This window comes from Candidatus Abyssobacteria bacterium SURF_5 (assembly GCA_003598085.1).
Lineage (GTDB): Bacteria > Abyssobacteria > SURF-5 > SURF-5 > SURF-5 > SURF-5.
In genome coordinates this window covers 15,302-35,350 of record QZKU01000092.1, presented here as the reverse complement: position 1 = coordinate 35,350, position 20,049 = coordinate 15,302, and the positions used below count along the sequence as shown (strand labels likewise).

Below are 20,049 nucleotides of genomic sequence, written 5' to 3'. Positions count from 1 at the left end.
ATTCTCCATTCGGTTCCGGGGCTGTCCGGCAGGAAGGAGAGACATGGCATTGAGGATTCCAACCTGGATCACGCAGTACGCGATCAAGGCGGGAAAGATCGGATTCCATGAGGAAATTGCGGTTCAACTGTACTATAAATGGCCGAACGGGCTCATCGATGAAATCACGTATCACTCGCATGTTCGCGAATTCGGGAAAATCGAGCGAAGGGCACATTATCATATTAATTTGAGGGGAGTTTCGCGGCTGGACACGTCCGTTTACGAGATGATGGAGTTTGAGATTGAACATTGCAGGGCGTCCAGCCGGCCCGAAAGCGGGAAGTTAAAGTTGTTTCTTCGCGAGGGCGAGTGGGAGCGGGTGATTGACTATTCCAGTTTCCCGACAGTGCTGATCGAGCACCGGATCAGCCTGTACGAGAGCAGGTTTGGGATGTGCCTGGAGAAGTATCAGAACCGGCTGCGATGCGAGACGCTGCCATTTGGCGATTTATCGGTCCTTATGGATTGGGAATATCTGTTGTTGGAACTTGGTGATCGGTAGTCGTCTTTAGCGCATCCGCGGTGTCGCCGCTTTTTGAAGCAACGGCCTTCTCTCGGAGCGTCTGTTCGGTCAAGCTGACCAGTGTGTCGAGCCGACTGAACAGATCCTGCTCGGTGGTCGTCGCGCCAGGTTGGACGACGACCAGCCAGATTACATCCCGGTTCAGGCAATAACGAGCCTCTGCCGTCGTGACGTAATTCGCCTTCAGCATTCTTGCATAAAGGGACAGCTCCTCGAAGCCTTTCATTGAGCGAAGCTGTTCCAAATGGGCGACGGGAGCAAGAAGGCGGACATTCTCGCCGTCCAGAACCAGGAAAACCTGGTGATCTTTGTACCGGAAACTCCACTGGCCCGACTGTCCCTGAAGGATAATGCCTTTCTTTTCCAGCAGATGCACAACCCGGTTGGCCGGCGCGATTTCCCGAACGGACTGTTTTGCGGCGGCGGACTTTGCGGGCTCTTTGTTTTGATGCTCACCTTCGGGCGGCAGAAGCGCCTCATAAATCAGGTGAATCTTCTCAGGGGGTAAAGAAACATCCTCCTCGTCTGCCGCGGTGCGTGTCGGGAAAATGATAAGAATCGCAAGAAAGGCAAGAAATGGAATCTTCATAAGGGTCCCCCTTGTCGGAATGTTGGAGGCGGCAGAAAGAACCGGTGAATCGAGACTATGTCAGGGCCGACATTTTTCTCAACCGCTGTACGATTTCAGGCAGCACTTCGGCGACATAATCGATATCTTCTCGCGTGTTCTCGACTCCAAGAGAGAACCTGAGGGAGCCGTGGGCGATTTCATGAGAAAGGCCGATGGCAAGCAGCACGTGCGAGGGATCGAGGGAGCCCGAGGTACAAGCCGACCCGCTTGAGACGGCGACCCCTTTCATATCGAGCATCATGATCATTGATTCTCCCTCGACATACCTGAAACACATATTAAGCGTATTTGGCAGGCGGTCGGTCGGATGACCATTGACAATGGTGTCTTCTATGCGTGCGCTGAGTTCGTTTTGCAGGCGGTCGCGCAGGTCGACCAGTTTCCGATAATTGCCGGTCATGGATTTCTGCGCAAGTTGGCAAGCTTTTCCCAAGCCGACGATACCGGGAACGTTTTCGGTGCCGGCGCGACGATTTGACTCGTGATGCCCGCCGTGCTGCTGCGGGAGGATTCGGGTGCCTTTTTTGATAAAGAGGGCGCCGACTCCTTTTGGGCCGTATATCTTGTGGCCTGACATCGAGAGCAGGGTGACATTCGAAGTGGAGACGTCGACGGGAATTTTGCCGCACGTTTGGACAGCGTCGGTATGATAATATATTCCCTTTTCAGCCGCGATTTTTCCGATCTGATCGATGTCCTGGATCGTGCCGATCTCGTTATTTCCGTGCATGATTGAAATGAGGGTGGTGTCGTCGCGGATCGAATCGCGCAATTGATCCAGGTCCACTTTTCCATACTTATCGACTTTCAGGTAGGTGACCTCGAAACCTCGTTTTTCGAGGAACTTGCACGTGCTCAGGACGGCGGGGTGCTCGATCTGGGAGGTGATAATATGCTTGCCTTTTCTTTCGTTCGCATATGCGATGCCTTTGATGGCGAAGTTATCGGATTCAGTGCCCCCGCTGGTAAAGACGATTTGTGCAGGCTCGACCCCGATCAGAGTGGCAACCTGCTCTCGCGCTTTTGTGACGGCTTCATTCGCCTCTCGGCCAAAGCTGTGGACGCTCGAAGGGTTGCCGAAATACTGGTCGAAGAAAGGAAGCATCGCCTTGAGAACGTCCGGGTTGATAGGAGCGGTAGCATTATGATCAAGATATATTCGCTTCATTCGGCAGGTTCCTTATCAATTCATTCTTGTTAATAATGCGGCATTACCACATCGCACGGGCGGCGAAGATACCTCACACAGAAAAAGAAGCGCCCGCGCATCTTGGAGGGCGGGTCCTCAAATATTATATCATTTCCCGGTTCTCCGGGCGAGTCACCCGACTTCCTTTGCGCGCCAGAAAGTGCCGTCGGGGGTATCTTCGATGACAATGCCGATCGAGTCGAGCCGGGCCCGAATCGAATCGGCCAGTTGGTAATCCTTCCGCTCGCGGGCCTCTGCCCGCAGGCTTATGAGCAAGTCGAGGAGCTTTTCGGCGAGAGCCGAATCGGCGCCGGCAAAGGATTTCTGGAACAGGCCAAGCACGGCGCCGAGCTCTTTGGTCCGGTTGACCAGTTTCCGCAGGTCTTCAGCAGAGCATTTCCAGGCATCCGGCCCATCAAGAATTTTGTTCAGGCCTTTCACCATATTAAAGAAAGCGGCTATAGCGCGGGGAGTATTGAAGTCGTCGTCCATTGCCTCCTCGAATTCCGTCGTCAATTGGTTATGCAGGTCATCGACGGGGATTTCGGCCCGAAGGCTTTCTTTCCGTTTTTCGAGCAATCGGGCCTGCCGTTCGGCCTTGGCGAGCGCAAGGTAGACTCTCTGCAGAGAGGATTCCGATTCAGAGAGCGAGCCTTCCTCAAAATCAAGAGGGCGTCGATAGTGAGCCGACAGCAGGAAATGGCGAATGGCCTCGGGAGCGGCATTCTGAAGCAGGTCGCGGACGAGCGTGATGTTCCCGAGAGATTTTGACATCTTCTGTCCGCTGATATTGAGGTAGCCGTTGTGCAGCCAGACGCGGGCAAAATTCTTCCCGGTTGCGGCGCGGCTTTGGGCGATTTCGTTTTCATGGTGGGGAAAGATCAGGTCGTGCCCGCCGCAATGGATATCGAATTCGTTGCCGAGGTATTTGCTGGACATGGCCGAGCACTCGATGTGCCAGCCCGGCCTGCCCTTGCCCCAGGGGCTATCCCAACTGGGCTCGCCGGGTTTGGCGGATTTCCAGAGGGCAAAATCGAGCGGGTGGCGCAGACGGGAATCGACCTCGATACGCACGCCTTCCATCAATTCATCGAGATTCTGTTGCGAGAGGCGGCCGTAATCCTTGAACTTCTTGATTTCGAAATAGACGTCGCCGTTCACCTGGTAGGCGTATCCCTCCTTGAGGAGCTTCTCGATGAGGGATATCATTTCGGGGATGAAATCGGTTGCGCGGGGATGGTAGTCAGCCCGCTGGATGCCGAGCGCATCGGCATCTTCGAAGTAAGAGCGGGTATATTTCTCAGCGATTTCTGCCGCGGAGACTCCTTCTTCGTTGGCCCGTTTGATTATCTTGTCTTCAACATCGGTAAGATTTTGTACGTATCTGACGATATAGCCCCGATATTGAAGATAGCGGCGGACGACATCGAAGAAAACGAACACGCGGGCGTTGCCGATATGGATGAAGTTATAGACGGTAGGGCCGCAGGTGTACATGCCGATCCTGCCCTTCTCGATCGGCTCCAGCGGCTCTCTTTTTCGGGTAAGGGTATTGTAGACATAAATTGCCATGTCGTCCCCTGGCAGGTTTGGCTGATTGATCCGTCGGCAGCAGCCTATCGGCTTCGGGCGGCCGAATGGCAGATTCAACCGCTATAGCAAAACGCCGCCCGTTATTCCATTTGCAGAGCCTGTCGCTTACTGGATATCGACTGTTGCGCCGACTTCAGCGAGCTTCGCCTTGATCTTCTCGGCTTCTTCCTTTGAAACGGCTTCCTTGATCATTTTTGGAGCCTCATCCACAACCGCTTTGGCCTCTTTCAAGCCAAGCCCGGTGAGTGCGCGGACTTCCTTGATGACCTTGATTTTTTCCGGTCCGACCTCCTTCAGCAGGACATTGAATTCGGTCTTCTCTTCGACTTCCGCGGCAGCCGCGGGCGCTGCAGCAGGTGCAGCCGCCATCGCGATGGGCGCGGCCGCGCTGACGCCGAATTTATCTTCGAGTTTTTTGACCAGGTCGGAAAGCTCGAGAACGGTCATTTCCTCGATTGCGCTCAAAATTTGGTCCATTTCCAACTTTGCCATTGTTGCTGTTCCTCCTTACAGGTTTTTTTGGGGAAGGCCTATGCGGCTTCCTTTTTCTTTCTCAGGTCCTCGATCGCGTAAATGAGATTCCTGATCGGACCGCTCAATACGTTGACCAGCCCCGTCATAGGAGCTTTCATCTGTCCCAGCACCTGCGCCAGCAGCACTTCTCTCGGGGGCAGGCTTGCGATTGCCTGAACGCGTTCGCCCGCAACCACTTTTCCCTTGAGGACGGCGCATTTTATCTTCATATTCGGGTTGGCCTTGCTGAAATCGGCCAACACCTTGGCCGTAGCGACCGGATCATTGGAAAATGCATACCCCGTCGCTCCCTGGATAAACTGGAGTACTTCTTCCAATCCGGTTTGTTGGGCTGCGATCCGTGCCAGCGTGTTTTTGAATACGCGGTAGTCGACCGCCGCTTTTCGCAGCTGATTGCGCAGGTCGGTCATCGCCTGAACGTTGAGGCCGGTGTATTCGGTCAGGATCGAGACTTCGCTGTCCGTCAGGCGCTGCTTTAATTCATCAACCAGTTTTTCTTTTTCAGGCCGTGCCATCTAACTGCTCCCTCGGTTTGCACTTTCATCCGAAAGAAAAAAAACCCCCGCCGCCCTCAGCGGCAGAGGTTGAAAAAACTCTTTTTCAGCCGGTGCCCGCGTCTCGGAAGGCGTTCATTAAGTCCCCGGGGGGGACACCCTCTGTCTCAGACGTTAAGACATCAAGTTGGTAATAGAATACTCCACCGAACACTTTTTGTCAAGTCCCGCGGCCTGTTTTGTCTTTCAAGAACGGCGTTGCCGCATGTTACCCTACTTGATCAGGGGTTTCCAATGGTTTCACAGGTGCAGGGGATGGGCCGGCGGAATAAGTCGGGCTGACCACGCCTCCGGAAATAACCAACTTCAGGCCGTCCTCGGTGTTCATTTTCAGATAGATCAATTCTTCCTTTGGCACGAATATCAGGAGGCCTGAGGTCGGGTTGGGCGTTGTTGGGATAAAGACGCAAACGACTCGCTGTTCGGTTATGTATTGCACTTCTCCTTCGGCCTCGGATGTAACGAACCCGAGGCTGTAGATGCCTTTGCGCGGATATTCCACAAGCACAACGGTGTTGAAAATGGTTCCCTTTCCGCCTAGAACCGCCGAACTGATCTGCTTAACCGCCTTATAGATTTTACTGGCAAACGGGATTCTGGCCATGATGCTCTCGCCAAAGCCGATCATGCGCCTCCCGATGACGTTGCTCGCAAACATGCCGACGAACAGGATAAACGCGAAAAAGAATATGACTCCGACGCCGGGGATGCTATCGAATGGATGGCCGGGCACTTTTTTCGCGAGTCCATCGATGAAGGAGAACAGGCTCCACAGCACCCAGATGGTAACGACGGAAGGCAAGATAACCACGATGCCCGTAATGAGGTACCGGCGCATTGACGAAAAGTATGAGCCTGAGCTTTTCAATTTAATTGTTTCTTTTTTTTCCAAAGGAACTTCTCCTTGAATTGCCGTTTTCACGCCATGTCGCTTCGCTTTCGGGGTCGACCCGGAATTGCACGCGCCGCACAGCCCGCTCGGTGACATCGAGAACGGTGACGATGAATTCATTATACCTGAAGGTTTCGCCTTTTTTGGGGATCCTGCCGATTTGTTCCAGAACAAAGCCGCCGAGGGTCTCGTATTCGCCTTCCGTCAGCTTCGTTGCGAGCAGTTCTTCGGCCTCCTCCCTGTGGGTCCGCGCGTCGAGGACATAGAGCCCTTCGCCCAGGTCGGTGACCGGCTGTCTTTGCACGTCATACTCATCATGGATTTCGCCGAAGATCTCCTCGATCAGGTCTTCGAGGGTGACCAATCCGCCGGTGCCGCCATATTCGTCTACCACGATGGCCATAAAGATCTGTTTGCGGCGGAACTCGTGGAGCAAATCGTGCACTTTTTTGGATTCGGGGACGAATTCGACGGTTCTCATGAATTCGCGAATCGATTTCCCCTGGGGGAGGGCGCCGGCGCGCATGATGTCGAAGACATAGATGATTCCGACAATATCGTCTATTTTGTCGTGATAGACGGGGAGGCGGGAATGTCCTGATTTTTCGAAGGTTTCGCATGCTTCTTCCCAGGGGGCATCGTCTCGAACGGCCACGATGTCAATGCGAGGGACCATAATTTCCCGGACCGTAGTGGTGCCGAAATCGATAACGCCTTTCAGCATTTCACGCTCTTCTTTTTCAATGACGCCCGTTTGGTCATCCTCGATGAACAGCAGGCGAATGTCTTCCCGCCCGATGAAGGGGCAAGGTTTTTCGGGTCCGCCCAAAAAGCGGGTGAGCCGGCCGCTTATCTGCATGAGGAGGTGAACTCCCGGGGCGAACAATATGAAGGCCACCCTCAACGGGTCGGCAAAGAGAACGGCGAGCGTATCGGCCTTGTGGCGGAAGACCGCCTTCGGCAGTATCTCTCCAAAGATCAGGATGAGCGGCGTTAGCAGCAGCGGAGCCAGTAATTCCGCGCGCTCGATACCCCACATTCGTTCGGCCCACAACAGGAAAACGACGGTGGCTGTTACATTTACCAAATTATTGCCCACCAGGACCGTCGTGAGCAAGCGCTCCGGAGCGCGGAGCAAGCCGGCTATGACGCGGGCGCGTCTGTCTCCTTTCTCCTCACTCTGCCTGAGTTGGACTCTGCTCAGCGAGATTACGCCCGTCTCGATGCCGGAGAAGAATGCCGACCCGAGCAGAGTCGCGAGCAGAATGCACAGAAGGGTGATGTCAGCCAAATTCATCATGAAAGGATTTTCCTGTTGACGTTGCCATCGCCGGGGAGCGGAGACACGAGAACGGTCCTGATGCGGCGGTTCTTCATATCTTCAACCGCAAACCGGTAGCCCTCATGCTCGACGAATTCGCCGGGCGTCGGCACTCGTTCAAGCAGTTCATAGATCAGGCCGCCTACGGTATCCACCTCGGCGGCGTGAATATCGGTTTCCAGCAGGTCCGAGAGTTCGTCCAACCGCAACCGCGCGTCGACTCGCAGAATGCCGTTCGGCAGGTGTTCGAACTGCTTTTTGCGGATGTCGTACTCGTCGAAAATCTCGCCGACGACCTCCTCGATCAGGTCTTCGAGCGTCACGATGCCCGAGGTGCCTCCATGCTCGTCGACCACAATGGCCATATGAATATGTCCGCTCTGAAATTCTCTCAGCAGATCACGCACTTTTTTTGTTTCCGGAACGTAATAGGCCGACCTGATGAACAAGGATATCGGAATGTTCAACTGCCCGCGCCAGAAATAGGGGAACAGATCCTTGGCGTACACGATTCCCCTGATGTCGTCGACGGTTTTGCCATAGACGGGGAAGCGAGAGTGGCCGGTCTCTCGCATAATGCGCGAGAGCTCTTCGACCGTGATATCGAATTTCACCCGAATCATCTCGGTGCGCGGCACAAAGACATCGCGCACGAGCGTATCGCCGAACTCGAAGATGCGATGGATCATGAGGCGCTCGGTCGATTTCAGAACGCCCTCTTCAACTCCCATCGCAACGAGGGTCTTCAGCTCTTCTTCCGTCATCATCTCGTCCCGCTGCCGTTGCTGAATTCCGAAGAGCCGGAGGGCGGAATCGGTAAGCGTCAGCAGAAAACGCAAAGGGAAATACAGGATTTTCGAGGCAAGGCTCAGCGGAAAAGCCACCTTCGCGGCGAACCGTTCTGCATTATTAATTGCGAGAGTTTTCGGAGCCACTTCTCCAAAGAAGAGGATAGTCGCGGTGGTGATGGCGATGGCTGCAAAACTCCCCAGGTAGACGGAATAATCGAGGGATTCAAACAATCTGAGAACCCATGCTCCTATGATTGCGGATATCAGGATGTTTACAGTAAGGTTCCCGAAAAGGATGGTAACGAGAAGCCGGTTCGGTTCCTCCAGCAGGTTGGCCACGTGTTTTCCGCTGGAGGAGGATTGCTTCAATCTTTCAACAACGAGTCGAGGAAGAGAAAAGAGAGCTGTTTCGGAACCTGAAAAAAAGAACGACAGGCAGAGCAGGATTGCGAGGAGAATGGAATGGTCAAGCAGGTTGTTATCCAAAACGTTCGCCCGGAGCGGGCCCTCACCTCCGGCCTTCGGCGCTCATGGCGTACTTTTGTGCAAGCCTGCGCATGCGGGCGCGCCCGCGGGAAGTTTCGTCCTCATAGCCCAGCAGATGCAGTGTTCCGTGCGCGGCAAGCAGCCGGAGCTCGTCGATGAGATCGTGTCCCGCCTGCTGGGCCTGCACGCGTGCGCGCTCAGCCGAGATGACGATATCGCCGATGAGGTCGGGATTGAGCGCAGCGAACTTGCCTTCCGCCATCGGAAAAGCGAGAACATCGGTGGACGAATCGATTCCGCGGTAGGTCCTGTTCAACTCGCGGATGCGGGCGTCGGTAACAATCAGGACGCTCACTTCCGCGCTATCCCGTTTTTCGCCCGTCAGTGTTCGTTCAATCGCTTCGCGAACCTGCGCGGTTTTTATGGTTAGCCTTTGCGGCGACTTTCGTATCGATACTTTCAAATTTTCCCTTAATCTCCGGGATGGTCTGCTCTTCCGGATACTCGACGCGCGAGTGCAGGTAGCCGGCGAGGACCCGGACGAAGCTGTCGGCGATTTTGTGGAGGTCTTTCAGCGTGAGATCGCATTCATCGAGCTGCGAGTCCACGAATTTGTTGTTAATGATCTTCTCGACAAGTCCCTTGATGCGGCCGTGTGTCGGGTTTACGAGAGTGCGCGCGGCCGCCTCGACGCTGTCGGCCAGCATGCAGATTGCGGCTTCGCGCGTCTGCGGCTTCGGTCCCGGGTACCGGAAATTCTCTTCATCGACGGAGCGCGCCGGGTCCTGCTCCATCGCTTTCTGGTAGAAATATGGCATCAGGCTGGTGCCGTGATGCTGTTTGATCAACTCGATGATCGGCAGATTCAATCGGTGTTCGCGCGCAAGCTCGACGCCCTCTTTCACGTGCGCGATCAGGATCAAAGCGCTCATGGTAGGCGTCAGATCGTCATGCCGATTTTTCCCTCCCTGCTGATTTTCGCTGAAGTACAGCGGCTTGCTCATTTTGCCCACATCATGGTAGTACGAGCCCACGCGCGCGAGGAGGCTGTTTGCGTTGATCTGTTCGGCGGCCGACTCGGCCATGTTTCCGACCATAAGGCTGTGATGGTACGTGCCGGGCGCCTGCATCGCCAAGCGCTTGAGAAGCGGGTGGTTGAGATCGGAGAGCTCGAGGAGGCGGATGTTGGTTGCGATCCCGAAAACAGCCTCCAGCGGGATCAGCGAGCCGGGCACGACCCCGATGGCGGTTATCAGGCCGTTCAACACGCCCGCGGTGATCGCGGAGATAAACTCGTTGCCGACGATGCCGATGAAGTTCAAGGAGATGATGGCCGCGGCGTTTACGCCAGAGACGACGATGCCGGGCCAGAAGATGTCGCTTCGTTTTCTGATGGTGCGCATATAGTAGACGCCCGCGAGACTTCCCAGAGCGGCCACGAGGAACAGGTCAAACCTGTTTCCGCCCTGCACGGCGTAGAGAATGCTGATGAAGAAGGCGTAAATGAGCGCTAGACGGTCGTCGACGAGGGTGGAAAGCAGGATTCCCCCGGCGGCTACAGGGACCAGGAACAGCCAGACGTTGGGCAAGTTCAGCAGAAGGAGTACGCGCCCGGTCAAGAGCGTAATGAACGCCATGAAACCGATGAGGGCGAGCGCCTTGTTGTTTCGGGCGATCTCCGGACGGTAGCGGTGGAGATAAAACAGGAAGCATCCGAAAACGAGAAGCAGAAGGATTGCGTTTCCGATGTATATCTGGAGGCGATTAGCTTTGCTGAGCGCCAGTTCATGCGCCTCGAGCTCCACGAGATCCTGGTCGGACACCCGGTGCCCGGCCTGAACGATTTCCTGGTTTTTGCTAAACGTCTTCAAAACCGGCGGTGTGATTTTCCGGTTTTCTTCCTGGACGAGTTGCGTGACCTTATCCTCAAAGCTTAATGTGCTCCTGATGAACGGACTGATCAATTCTCTCAGCACCCGCTGGGCGCGATTCGAACCAGGCGATCTTTTTGCCGCGATCTGCTCAAGAACGACGGGCACTTTTTTGAGAGTTATGGCCTGATCGACCTTTACGCTGACGCGGTTGCGGCTGACCTTGTCGAAAATAGTTATTTCCTTTGCGCTGCCGGGCACGTCGCTGAGAATTCCTTTTGCCAATACCTCGCCGAGCGACTCGAGCGTGGCGGAGCGGAGCTTATCGAACTTTTCCTTGTCCAGGTCTGCAAGAAAGGAGATCGTTTCGCTCGAGGTGGTTGTGGGGAGGTATTTTGAGATCAGGGCGATGCGTTCTTCCCGGGTGAAGACGGGATTCAGCACGTCCTGCTCGAGTTTTGCAAACTGTTCTTTTGCTTCGGCGAGAGATGACTGTATCGCCTCCTGATCGAGGATGTAAACGGGTGGTGTGAGGCTTGCGGCTCGATCACGGGCAAGTTTCGTTGCCTCAAGATCGATCACATCGAATTTGACTTCGGCAAGGATGGATTTGTCGGGGAAATCGCCTTCTTTGAACTTTATCCAGGGAAGCCGCAGGCCCGGTGAGATCAGGTAGAGGATCACCAGGAAGAGCAGGGAAAAGCAAAGGGTCCTGGGCGTAAAGAATCCGCTTGAAGAAACTTTCGGCCGCAGGTCGTCGAGCCCCGATCGAGGCGGCTTTTTTTTGGGCCGCTGCACGTGATTAGCCATCTGCGGAATCACTCCCCGCGCCTGGAAAGCTCTTGGCGCTCGTAAGCATCCACAATTTTGGCCACGAGCGGGTGGCGAAAGATATCCTGCGTAGTGAAGTAGACGAATCTGATGCCTTCGATGTCGCTCAGCAACTGCTGTGCCTCTACGAGTCCCGATCCTTTTCCCGCGGGGAGATCGATCTGGGTAATATCTCCGGTAATAATGGCCTTGGAATCATGCCCCAACCGCGTCAGAAACATTTTCATCTGTTCGTGCGTGGTATTTTGAGCCTCATCCAGAATCACGAAGCAATGATTGAGAGTGCGTCCACGCATGAACGCAAGCGGCGCGACCTCGATCTGTCCCTTGCTCAACAGGCGGCTGATGGTATCGGCCTCCATCATATCATAAAGTGCGTCGTAGAGGGGCCGCAGGTAAGGGTTGACTTTTTCCTGGAGATCGCCCGGAAGGAACCCGAGTTTTTCTCCGGCCTCGACAGCGGGCCGCGTGAAAATCATTCTCTCGTATTTCCGCTGGAGGAATGAAGAAACGGCCATTGCGACCGCGAGGTACGTTTTGCCCGTTCCCGCCGGTCCAATTCCGAAGACGACGTCGGCCTCGCGGATCGCCTCGACATAAACGCTCTGCCCTTTACTCTTCGGACGAATGGGCGGGCTTCCGGAAGAGACGGCTATGGTATCTTCGATTACGGAAGAAAGAGACGGTTGCACCGGATCGGAGGCGGAACGCAAGGCATACCTGATATCATCGGTCCCCACCTGGTTGCCGCGGCGCACCATCTGGAGGACCTCTCCGAGAATGCCTTGGACAATCTCCACGTCGCGATCGGGTCCGCTTACCAGAACCTTTTCTCCGCGGTCCACAATTTTCACGGGGAAATGACTCTGAACCAGCTTAACGTGTTCGTGATTTTTTCCCAAGAGTCGAATTGCTTCTTCTTTATTGCGCAAAAGTATTTGCTTTGATGAATTGCTCATATTGTTGAATCGGCTCCTCGCCCCGCCGCTTGCCGGTCCTGCTTTTCTCCCTTACAATCAACCGTTGTGAAAGGGAAAATCGGGCGTCGATTGCACGGGAAGCCGTCCGCTCCGACTTCGGGGTCGGACGGAACAAGACGAGAAAGATCTGAACGCGACGCCCCTCTTCAGTTCGGCTTGAATATCGCGTCTAACTTTCTGTTGAGCGAGTAAATATTCTGGTTTGCAGTTATCAATTCTTGCTGTAAATGGATAACCTGGACTCGGAGCCAGTCGTTTTCCTCCTTTAACGCCTGATTGTTGATTCGCTCCCGTTCCAGCTCGGCTTCGACTTCTTCCACATCGCGCCGCACATTACGTCTGGGCGCCGGCGGCGGGTTTTCCGATACCGCCTTGATCACCTCGGCCGTGGGGGCATTAGGAGCAGAGACTTGTGTCTCGGTTTCTTGTCCGGCGATGATGCTCGAGTTGCGAGCGCAGCCAATCAGGGCGATTCCGCTCAGCCCGACAGTCAGCCAAAGCAAAAAAAATATCGCCCATTTACGGGCAAAAAGCACCTGCCACATTCTCCGTTTTTCCCCTGCTGTACGGGTATACTTCATGGCGAAATCTACCTATAAATATACCATGAATTTAAAATGCATGTCAAATATACGCGCCAGGCGAAACCGATTGACTTGTGGATTATTCTTTTGATAAAATAAGCTTCACTTACTCCCTCCCTCGCTTCTCCGCCGTTGGGGCGAACGGGTAACGCTGGTCCGAAACCAGGGGGAAGCCTATCAGTTTATCTTTCCTCAAATTGCATTTTATTGATTTGCAATCCAGTTCGCAGCAAGCTCTGGCCACAATTCTCTTCATCCACGGAGCCGGCGGCACGACCGACGATTGGCGCCGCCAGCACGCTCTTTCGGACAAGTACCGCTTGCTCATATGCGACCTGCCGGGCCACGGGCGGTCTGCAGGCACGGGCGAAACCACGATAGCGCGATACGCCGACGCGGTTATTGATTTTATCAAATCAAACCGGCTCCCCCGCGTCTTTGTGTGCGGTCATTCCATGGGGGGCGCAGTTGCGCAGGAGATCGCTCTGCGGGAACCAGGGTTTCTGGAGGGATTGATCCTGGTGAGCACGGGAGCGAAGCTGCGAGTGCTTCCAGCGCTTTTCAACCTGATTCGTGAGGATTTCGCGTCAGCCGTTCGAGGGATGGCGGCATTTGAATTTGGGCCTGCGGCGCCTGGGGTCCTCATTGAGGAAGAGAGGCAATCGCTTGCGGGTAATGCGCCCGACTTATTGCTGAAGGATTTCATGGCATGTGACTCGTTTGATATAATAGATAAGGTTGGTCTTATTCGACTGCCCGTTCTGATCATCTGCGGACGGGAGGACAGGTTGACGAGCGCAAAATACTCCGCGCTTCTGCACGAGAAGATATGGGGCAGCCAACTGACGATTCTCGATGAGTGCGGTCACATGCCGATGCTCGAGCAGGACAGGCGGTTTAACGAACGCATCTCGCAATTCATAGAGAGCCTGAAGGTTCGCCGAGGAAAGCCATGACGCGCAAGCGCCGAATCGGCCAAATGGTAAAAATCCGTTTCATGGAGGACCCGCTCCCCAAGGGGTACGTGTATCCATGCACAATCGAGGATATCAAGCAAAAGCTGAATTCTCTTGCGCCGGAAATGCTTCGCAACATATCGACCATTCATCTATGCAACCAGGTGAAAATGAATCCGGGGGTGGACGCCCACATTTATGACGGCTCCGATATCCGCATATATCCGGTCCCCGAGAAACTGAGATGGTATTACGGGAAAAGGAAACCGAATCCGGCGTGCGCGCAGGAACGGCTGGAATTTGGCGCCTATTGGCAAACGACCGACGAGGGGTGGTTCCTGTGCTGGGACAGAGACAACCTGCGGGAGTACATCTTGAATCACATCCTGCTTCACGAGATCGGCCATAGTCTGGACACCGTTTACTATGGCACCTCGCGCGGTGAGAGGTTTGCCGAAGCATTTGCCCACCATGTCGGCAAGAACCAGGAAATCAAGCGCACGGCCAAGAAGCGCAAGAAGCGGCTTCGCAGGTACCGCGCATAGTATTCCTTTTGGGCTCCTGATGGATTGTATCGCTCTCGCAGTTCGAATCTCCGCCGTCTCATTCGCGCGCCTGATGGTCATGGGTGATTCAGGGGCTTCGGGAACATAAGCATTGAGGGGGAGGGCAACGAGATGCAAGGTGCACAGCCTGCTGCAAGGCATGGTTTAAAACTGCTGGGCGTAAAGCTCATTCTTGGGATCGCCGCCGCTTTTGTTGCCATGGCAATCCTTCGTTTGTTCGGCGGAAGCGAACTGATTGTGGCGCTCTGCATCGGGCTCGTTCCCGGTATAGCGGAACGATCAGCGCGAAAGATAGTCGGGGGAGCCCTTCTGGCGGTGATCGGCTATCAGGTGGGCGCGCATGTAGGACTCGCGATCTCGAAGTCAGCAAGCGGTGTCCCTCTTGGCCATTGGGCGATAACCGGCGCGTTTATCGGCATGACTGCCGGAATCCGGCGATTTCCGGGGCAAGCGGCCTCATCGCGCATAACCGGAGGCGCTTCCGGGTTCATACTCGGATTGATTTTCGGGATATTCGGCGACATCGCCGGTTTCTTAACGATTTCCGCGCCCAATCTTCCGCTGTTTTATTATTTGAGAGAGGTTTCCCTTCTGTGCGCGGGATTCTTTATCAACTTTGCATGTGCACTGGCCACGATGCTGGCGATGGTGATTGCCCGCAGATCGAGGGGAGAAGCGGTGGCGGTGCAGGAGGCTCAGGCATAAGCCGGTATTGAACTGCGGCATGGGAAGAAACCGTTTTGGGTCGGGGTTTCGCGTTCATGGCGGGCGCTGAAGATTTCGGGGGTTTAACATACGCGGGGATCGAGGTTAGCAGAGAGGGAAGGTATGGCGACGAAAAAAGCTGGCAGCTATTGTGACGGCTTCTCGAGTATAGAGTGGACGCGGCGGGAATTTATTCGGGCTGCGACCGCCGGTACAGCCGGGATCGCGCTTGCGGGCCCGCTGAGCGCCTGTTCGTCGGCGACCGCGGTACCGCGCGCAGGCGCAGGCAACCTGTTTATGCAAGGCGATAAGCCGTTGCTCATTGTGGTGGAGGGCGGCGATCTTCAGAGGATGCTGCAGGCCGGGATCGAAGCTCTGGGAGGTTTACGAAAGCTGGTTTCCGGCAAGAAAGTGGTCCTCAAACCGAACGTTGTTGCCTCGCAGCCGCCGCCGGTCACAACGGACGTGGATTTGCTGCTGGCAGTAGGAGATATGACGCGACGAGAGGGCGCTTTGTCCCTTACGGCGTGCGACGCCAACAGTAGCGGCGTCAGCAAGGCGGGCAAATTCGATGCTCTCGGTTTTCCCGCACGATTGAAGGAAGCCGGGATAGCGCTGGATGCCGTCGATTTTGGAGACCGTCTGGCGCATGTGTTTGTTCAGAAGCCGCAATGGTTGGCGCATCCGAAGATAGGGGTTGTGCGAACCCTGCATGAGGCGGATGTTGTAATCAATCTTCCGATGATCAAGCGTCATGACGCCTCCAGATTCACTTGCGCCTTGAAAAATCATTTCGGTTCGGTGTATGGGCCGTTGCGTTTTGTCGCCCACAACAAGCTGAAAGCCGAGGGCGGCGAGCAGTATTTTGATCGAGCGCTGGCGGAATTTGCAGACGCCGTTCGCCCGGAATTGAACATCGTCGACGGCCGCACGCTGCTGATTCGGAGCGGTCCAACTTTGTCCGGCAGAGCTGAGATCAAAGAAGGGGTCAACAGGATCATCTTGTGCGGTGATATGCTTGCGGCCGAAGTGTACTGTTCCAAACTGATGGAGGAACATGATGACAGTTATTCCTCCGACATGATCGAGAATCAACTGGATGCGGCCGAGCGACTGGGGCTCGGAATAAGAGATTTGCGCAATGTTGCAATTAAGGAAATCGTTGCATAAACGCTCCTTTTCCCGTTATGCTGTTCTCTTCATGATGCTGGCCGCTGGAGGGATCTCCTGCGACCGCGGTGCGCGCGCGCCGGATGCGGATTCCGCCAAAAGCGAAGCGCGGGCGGTATTATCGTCAATTCCGACAGCCGAGGAATCAGCGGGATGGACTCCTTCGGGCGAACCGGCGGTGTTCAGAGGTGAAGAGTTATTCAATCATATTAATGGGGGGGCGGACATTTATTATGAATATGGATTTGGCGCCCTGGCCGTGCAACAATATAATAAAGGAGAAAAGGCCGTATCGCTGGAAATCTATCGTATGAACGGCGTTCCGGCGGCATTTGGCATTTACTCTTACAGCCGGCATCCCTCACTCTCTCGCATCGAAGTCGGAACTGACGCCACCGTTCATTCGAGTGGGTTGTTCTTTTGGCAGGATTCCTTTTTTGTTCATGCGCGACAGCTTGGATCGGCACGTGTGTCGTCCGAAGAATTTCTCGATCTGGCCCGGGCGGTTTCCGGAAAAATTTCTGCGACCGCAGTGGCGCCTCCTCTTATGGATCTGCTGCCAGAAGAAAACCGGGTTCCGAGGAGCGAGGTCTTCGTGAAGGGAAGGCTTGGCATTAATAATCAAGTGTATATAGCCGAGGAAGATTTATTCGGGCTGCAGGGAAACGAAGCGGCAGCGATTGCGCGCTATCAGCAGCCGGGGCTCTCATTGATTATTGCGCAGTATCTCAGCCGGGAATCGTGTGATCGGGCATATTCCCGTTTTCTGAACCACTTCAACGGAAGCGATGACGAAGTAGACAACCGGTTTACCGCTTCGGTCATGCCGGGCAAATATATTGCAGTAGGCAAGCGGGAATGGCACCTGGTGGTCATCCCTGACGCCGAGAGCAGCGATAGCGCGATGATAATGCTGGCGAAGGTCTCTGACCGCCTGCCATAAGGAGGCAGGGAACGGCGGCAGTCGCAGGACAGGGTATGCAAATCGCACGAAGGTATTTCTGGCTGATTCTTCTGGTGTGTTTTCTCGCCTTGACGGTTTTCGGCATACTTCGGGGAGAGGCGGTTGATGTCTTTGAGAAGGCGCGCACCATCTGCCTCGAATGCATAGGTATAGGATGAGGCGCTCCTTCCAAATCGCAAGCACCCTCATCACGAATTCCTATTTTTACGGGCTTTTTGTGGGGCAGCTCATTTACCGAGGCCCGCTAAAGTATTTCTGCGTCCCGAGCTTCAATTGTTACTCTTGCCCGCTTGCCGTATTTTCGTGTCCAATCGGCGCGATGCAGGCCGTTGCGGCGGGAATGGCGTATCAGGTTGCTTTTTATGCGATCGGGATTCTGGGAGCGGTGGGCGCAGTGGCCGGCAGGATGGCGTGCGGATGGATCTGTCCTTTCGGGCTGCTGCAGGAATACCTGTATAAGATCCCATCGCCGAAGTTCGGCGTTCCGCGCTTCCTGAACTACGCGAAATATGGATTCCTGCTGATAATGGTTATTCTGCTGCCGGCTTTCCTGGTGAACGAATTCGGTGTGGGCGAACCCTATTTCTGCAAGCTGATCTGCCCGGCGGGCACGCTGGAAGGCGGGATTCCGATTCCGCTGCTCGAGCCGGCCATCAGAGATCAGTTAGGCGGCATCTACATGTTGAAGATGTCGATTCTGGTCTTTTTTGTTGGGTGGATGATCGTCAGCCACCGGGCTTTCTGTCGCACGACATGCCCGCTCGGCGCTATTTATTCACTGTTCAACCGCTTCAGTCTGTACAGCATGAGCTGGAACGCAGTCACCTGCACGAAGTGCGACGAGTGTTACAAGCAGTGCCCGATGGGGCTGAAGGTATATGAGGAGCCGAATTCACTCAACTGTATTCGCTGTCTCAAATGCCGGGATAACTGTCCGACCGGCTCGATAGCATACTCCCATCGAAAACTGCATCGTCCCCCGGCTGTTGTCGAGAAACTTTCGTAGAGGCTTTGCGCGCAGGTTCGGCGGTTACTCGTCGGGCGGGAGGACGACGTGGAAAGCGCAACCTTCGCCCTCCTTGCTCTCGACCCAGATACGGCCGCCATGCAGTTGAATCAAATCTCTGGTGATCGACAGACCCAGGCCTGTGCCGCCCTTGGTGCGGGTTATTTCATTGTCCACCTGATAGAATTTTTCGAAGACCTTCTCTGTTTCGCTTGCCGGTATCCCGATCCCGTCATCTGTCACAACCAAATGGACGCCTTCTTCATCCTTATTGAGGCAGATGCCTACATGTCCGCCGACCTTTGCGAACTTGAAGGCGTTTGAAAGCAGATTCGAGAGCACCTGCATCAGGCGCTTTCGGTCTCCGCGCACGCGAGTCATGTGGTCGGGCACGATGAATTCACTCGAAAGCTCGATCCGGTTGGGGACGGCGACCCCGTGAAAGAGTTCCCTCGCGACCCGGACGACATCCGCGAAGAGGAGCGGTTCGAGTCTTGCCTGCAGCCGTCCGGCCTCCAGTTTCTGGAGGTCAAGCACGTTCGTTATCAGGGTGGACAGCCGGTCGCATTCCTCATTCATGATGGTGAGATACCGGAAAATGGTATCTTCGGGCAGAGCGTTCATCTCATGGAGAAGAATTTCGACGTAGCTCTTGATGGAGGTTAGCGGGGTCCGCAGTTCGTGAGATACGGTTGAAACGAATTGGGATTTTGCATCGTTCAATCGCCGCAACTCTTCTTCCACTCGTTTCTGTTCGGATATATCCTTGGCGATACCGGATACTCCTATGACTTCGCCGTCGGCTCCACGAATAGGAGAAAGCGTCAGCGCGATTTGAGCCGCTTTCCCGTTGTCGCCGGCGACGTCGATCTCTGTCGTCACAATATTTTCCGAGTTCATGATGCTCTCGATGTGCTGCTTCAGGAGCGAAGCGGAATCAGCCGAGATCACGTCAGAGAGGGAGCGTCCTATCGCAGATTTCTTGTCCCGCCTGAAAATGGTTTGTGCTCCGTTGTTCCACGACACGATCATATGGGAGCGATCCAGGGTGAAGATTGCGTCTCCCGCGCGTTCCACCAGGTTCTCCAGATACTCTTTTGTTTTCTTGACTTCCGCATAAAGCAAAGCATTTTGGACGGTGACGCCGATCTGTCCGGCGATGATGTGCATGATTCGGTCGGTTTCCGCGTCGAATGCGTTGGCATGCTGATTCGCCACGATGAGGATGCCGATGCTTTTATGCTCGACGACGAGCGGGAACGAGGCGAACGAACGCAGCGTTTCGGGCCGGGAGAACAAATCGCTGAAGCGGGCATCGGCCCGTAGATCGTCGACAAGGAGGGGGATAGCCTCCGGTGCAATTCGGCCTGCAACGTCTTCCATGATCTGTACCAGAATATCTTCTGGGTATGACAATCCTGCAGCGCTTGCGGTTTGCAGTTCGAAGCGTCCGCTCTCGGGATTCAGAATGCACAAAAGGCCTGCATCGGCGCCGACGATGGTGATTACTTTATCGAGTATAGGCTTGAACGGGTCGTGGGCCATTATGGCGCGGCCGGTTGTGTCGGTTATGAGGCGGAGCAACGACAACTCCTCGATTTTCTTTTCGAGCATGCGGCTTGCTTCCGCATTGACATTTCGAAAGACGGCCAGTTCCTTTTCCATTCGCTCCAGGCGGGAAATCATGTTTCTTCGGTCGTCGAGCAGAAAGTTCAGCCGCTGGAGGAGTTGATCGCTGAGGGCATTCTTGGCGCCGGTCTCGGCATAGAGTTCTTTCGGACTAAAGCGGTCAAGTATCGCAAGAGCTTTCTTTAATCCGTCGGTGTGGGTAGTCATTTTTTTCTGCTTCACCGACCGAGT

General features: G+C 54.8%; 21 protein-coding genes. 8 read left to right on the top strand and 13 right to left on the bottom strand.

Annotated features, from left to right (window positions below; translation table 11 throughout):
- The first annotated feature begins 43 nt into the window (after positions 1 to 43).
- Positions 44 to 544 (top strand): hypothetical protein, encoded by a 501-nt coding sequence (locus C4520_13345; GenBank protein RJP19168.1) that lies wholly within the window; start codon positions 44 to 46, stop codon positions 542 to 544.
- Here C4520_13345 and C4520_13340 read toward each other — a convergent pair.
- From C4520_13340 to C4520_13285, 12 genes are all read right to left on the bottom strand, one after another.
- Positions 501 to 1,154, bottom strand: coding sequence for a hypothetical protein (locus tag C4520_13340; GenBank protein RJP19167.1), 654 nt, complete (start codon positions 1,152 to 1,154; stop codon positions 501 to 503). The two genes, C4520_13345 and C4520_13340, sit on opposite strands and share 44 nt — an antisense overlap.
- A gap of 55 nt (positions 1,155 to 1,209) precedes the next feature.
- On the bottom strand, positions 1,210 to 2,364 hold the full coding sequence (nifS, locus tag C4520_13335; GenBank protein ID RJP19166.1) for a cysteine desulfurase NifS: 1,155 nt from the start codon (positions 2,362 to 2,364) through the stop codon (positions 1,210 to 1,212).
- 153 nt (positions 2,365 to 2,517) lie between these two features.
- On the bottom strand, positions 2,518 to 3,951 hold the full coding sequence (locus C4520_13330; protein ID RJP19193.1) for a cysteine--tRNA ligase: 1,434 nt from the start codon (positions 3,949 to 3,951) through the stop codon (positions 2,518 to 2,520).
- A gap of 132 nt (positions 3,952 to 4,083) precedes the next feature.
- The gene (locus C4520_13325) at positions 4,084 to 4,461 is read right to left on the bottom strand and encodes a 50S ribosomal protein L7/L12 (protein RJP19192.1); all 378 of its coding nucleotides are present in this window, start codon (positions 4,459 to 4,461) and stop codon (positions 4,084 to 4,086) included.
- A 47-nt stretch (positions 4,462 to 4,508) separates the two neighbouring features.
- Complete coding sequence (locus C4520_13320; protein ID RJP19165.1) at positions 4,509 to 5,027, bottom strand: 50S ribosomal protein L10; 519 nt, start codon at positions 5,025 to 5,027, stop codon at positions 4,509 to 4,511.
- Positions 5,028 to 5,274: 247 nt separating this feature from the next.
- On the bottom strand, positions 5,275 to 6,078 hold the full coding sequence (locus tag C4520_13315; protein RJP19164.1) for a DUF502 domain-containing protein: 804 nt from the start codon (positions 6,076 to 6,078) through the stop codon (positions 5,275 to 5,277).
- Positions 5,936 to 7,258 (bottom strand): HlyC/CorC family transporter, encoded by a 1,323-nt coding sequence (locus C4520_13310; protein RJP19163.1) that lies wholly within the window; start codon positions 7,256 to 7,258, stop codon positions 5,936 to 5,938. Before C4520_13310 ends, C4520_13315 begins: the two co-directional genes overlap by 143 nt.
- Complete coding sequence (locus C4520_13305) at positions 7,255 to 8,556, bottom strand: HlyC/CorC family transporter (protein RJP19162.1); 1,302 nt, start codon at positions 8,554 to 8,556, stop codon at positions 7,255 to 7,257. The genes C4520_13310 and C4520_13305 overlap by 4 nt, the downstream gene beginning before the upstream one ends.
- A 22-nt stretch (positions 8,557 to 8,578) precedes the next feature.
- The gene (gene ybeY / locus C4520_13300; protein ID RJP19161.1) at positions 8,579 to 9,058 is read right to left on the bottom strand and encodes an rRNA maturation RNase YbeY; all 480 of its coding nucleotides are present in this window, start codon (positions 9,056 to 9,058) and stop codon (positions 8,579 to 8,581) included.
- On the bottom strand, positions 8,949 to 11,249 hold the full coding sequence (locus C4520_13295; protein ID RJP19160.1) for an HDIG domain-containing protein: 2,301 nt from the start codon (positions 11,247 to 11,249) through the stop codon (positions 8,949 to 8,951). Before C4520_13295 ends, ybeY begins: the two co-directional genes overlap by 110 nt.
- Entirely contained in the window at positions 11,246 to 12,217 is a 972-nt protein-coding gene (locus tag C4520_13290; GenBank protein RJP19159.1) for a PhoH family protein, read from the bottom strand. The genes C4520_13295 and C4520_13290 overlap by 4 nt, the downstream gene beginning before the upstream one ends.
- 167 nt (positions 12,218 to 12,384) lie before the next feature.
- The gene (locus C4520_13285) at positions 12,385 to 12,783 is read right to left on the bottom strand and encodes a hypothetical protein (GenBank protein RJP19158.1); all 399 of its coding nucleotides are present in this window, start codon (positions 12,781 to 12,783) and stop codon (positions 12,385 to 12,387) included.
- A gap of 215 nt (positions 12,784 to 12,998) precedes the next feature.
- Between C4520_13285 and C4520_13280 the strand changes: the two genes are divergently transcribed.
- The 7 genes from C4520_13280 to C4520_13250 all read left to right on the top strand — a co-directional run bounded on the left by C4520_13280 (position 12,999) and on the right by C4520_13250 (position 18,189).
- Positions 12,999 to 13,778 (top strand): alpha/beta hydrolase, encoded by a 780-nt coding sequence (locus C4520_13280; GenBank protein RJP19157.1) that lies wholly within the window; start codon positions 12,999 to 13,001, stop codon positions 13,776 to 13,778.
- Positions 13,775 to 14,323, top strand: a complete 549-nt coding sequence (locus C4520_13275) for a hypothetical protein (protein RJP19156.1) — start codon at positions 13,775 to 13,777, stop codon at positions 14,321 to 14,323. The genes C4520_13280 and C4520_13275 overlap by 4 nt, the downstream gene beginning before the upstream one ends.
- Before the next feature lie 132 nt (positions 14,324 to 14,455).
- Positions 14,456 to 15,049 (top strand): hypothetical protein, encoded by a 594-nt coding sequence (locus C4520_13270; GenBank protein ID RJP19155.1) that lies wholly within the window; start codon positions 14,456 to 14,458, stop codon positions 15,047 to 15,049.
- A 123-nt stretch (positions 15,050 to 15,172) separates the two neighbouring features.
- A complete protein-coding gene (locus C4520_13265; GenBank protein ID RJP19154.1) occupies positions 15,173 to 16,219 on the top strand; it encodes a DUF362 domain-containing protein in 1,047 nt (348 codons plus the stop codon).
- The gene (locus tag C4520_13260) at positions 16,212 to 17,162 is read left to right on the top strand and encodes a hypothetical protein (protein ID RJP19153.1); all 951 of its coding nucleotides are present in this window, start codon (positions 16,212 to 16,214) and stop codon (positions 17,160 to 17,162) included. Before C4520_13265 ends, C4520_13260 begins: the two co-directional genes overlap by 8 nt.
- Before the next feature lie 35 nt (positions 17,163 to 17,197).
- The gene (locus C4520_13255) at positions 17,198 to 17,341 is read left to right on the top strand and encodes a thioredoxin (GenBank protein ID RJP19152.1); all 144 of its coding nucleotides are present in this window, start codon (positions 17,198 to 17,200) and stop codon (positions 17,339 to 17,341) included.
- Entirely contained in the window at positions 17,338 to 18,189 is an 852-nt protein-coding gene (locus C4520_13250) for a 4Fe-4S binding protein (GenBank protein ID RJP19151.1), read from the top strand. The genes C4520_13255 and C4520_13250 overlap by 4 nt, the downstream gene beginning before the upstream one ends.
- Before the next feature lie 24 nt (positions 18,190 to 18,213).
- Here C4520_13250 and C4520_13245 read toward each other — a convergent pair whose 3' ends face one another.
- The gene (locus C4520_13245; protein ID RJP19150.1) at positions 18,214 to 20,040 is read right to left on the bottom strand and encodes a PAS domain S-box protein; all 1,827 of its coding nucleotides are present in this window, start codon (positions 20,038 to 20,040) and stop codon (positions 18,214 to 18,216) included.
- Positions 20,041 to 20,049 lie beyond the last annotated feature (9 nt).

Excerpts from the sequence above, each read along its gene's own strand:
- C4520_13345 (RJP19168.1), top strand. The coding sequence starts at position 44 with ATGGCATTGAGGATTCCAACCTGGATCACGCAGTACGCGATCAAGGCG.
- C4520_13340 (RJP19167.1), bottom strand. The coding sequence starts at position 1,154 with ATGAAGATTCCATTTCTTGCCTTTCTTGCGATTCTTATCATTTTCCCG.
- nifS (RJP19166.1), bottom strand. The coding sequence starts at position 2,364 with ATGAAGCGAATATATCTTGATCATAATGCTACCGCTCCTATCAACCCG.
- C4520_13320 (RJP19165.1), bottom strand. The coding sequence starts at position 5,027 with ATGGCACGGCCTGAAAAAGAAAAACTGGTTGATGAATTAAAGCAGCGC.
- C4520_13315 (RJP19164.1), bottom strand. The coding sequence starts at position 6,078 with ATGAATTCATCGTCACCGTTCTCGATGTCACCGAGCGGGCTGTGCGGC.
- C4520_13310 (RJP19163.1), bottom strand. The coding sequence starts at position 7,258 with ATGATGAATTTGGCTGACATCACCCTTCTGTGCATTCTGCTCGCGACT.
- C4520_13290 (RJP19159.1), bottom strand. The coding sequence starts at position 12,217 with ATGAGCAATTCATCAAAGCAAATACTTTTGCGCAATAAAGAAGAAGCA.
- C4520_13285 (RJP19158.1), bottom strand. The coding sequence starts at position 12,783 with ATGTGGCAGGTGCTTTTTGCCCGTAAATGGGCGATATTTTTTTTGCTT.
- C4520_13275 (RJP19156.1), top strand. The coding sequence starts at position 13,775 with ATGACGCGCAAGCGCCGAATCGGCCAAATGGTAAAAATCCGTTTCATG.
- C4520_13270 (RJP19155.1), top strand. The coding sequence starts at position 14,456 with ATGCAAGGTGCACAGCCTGCTGCAAGGCATGGTTTAAAACTGCTGGGC.
- C4520_13265 (RJP19154.1), top strand. The coding sequence starts at position 15,173 with ATGGCGACGAAAAAAGCTGGCAGCTATTGTGACGGCTTCTCGAGTATA.
- C4520_13255 (RJP19152.1), top strand. The coding sequence starts at position 17,198 with ATGCAAATCGCACGAAGGTATTTCTGGCTGATTCTTCTGGTGTGTTTT.
- C4520_13250 (RJP19151.1), top strand. The coding sequence starts at position 17,338 with ATGAGGCGCTCCTTCCAAATCGCAAGCACCCTCATCACGAATTCCTAT.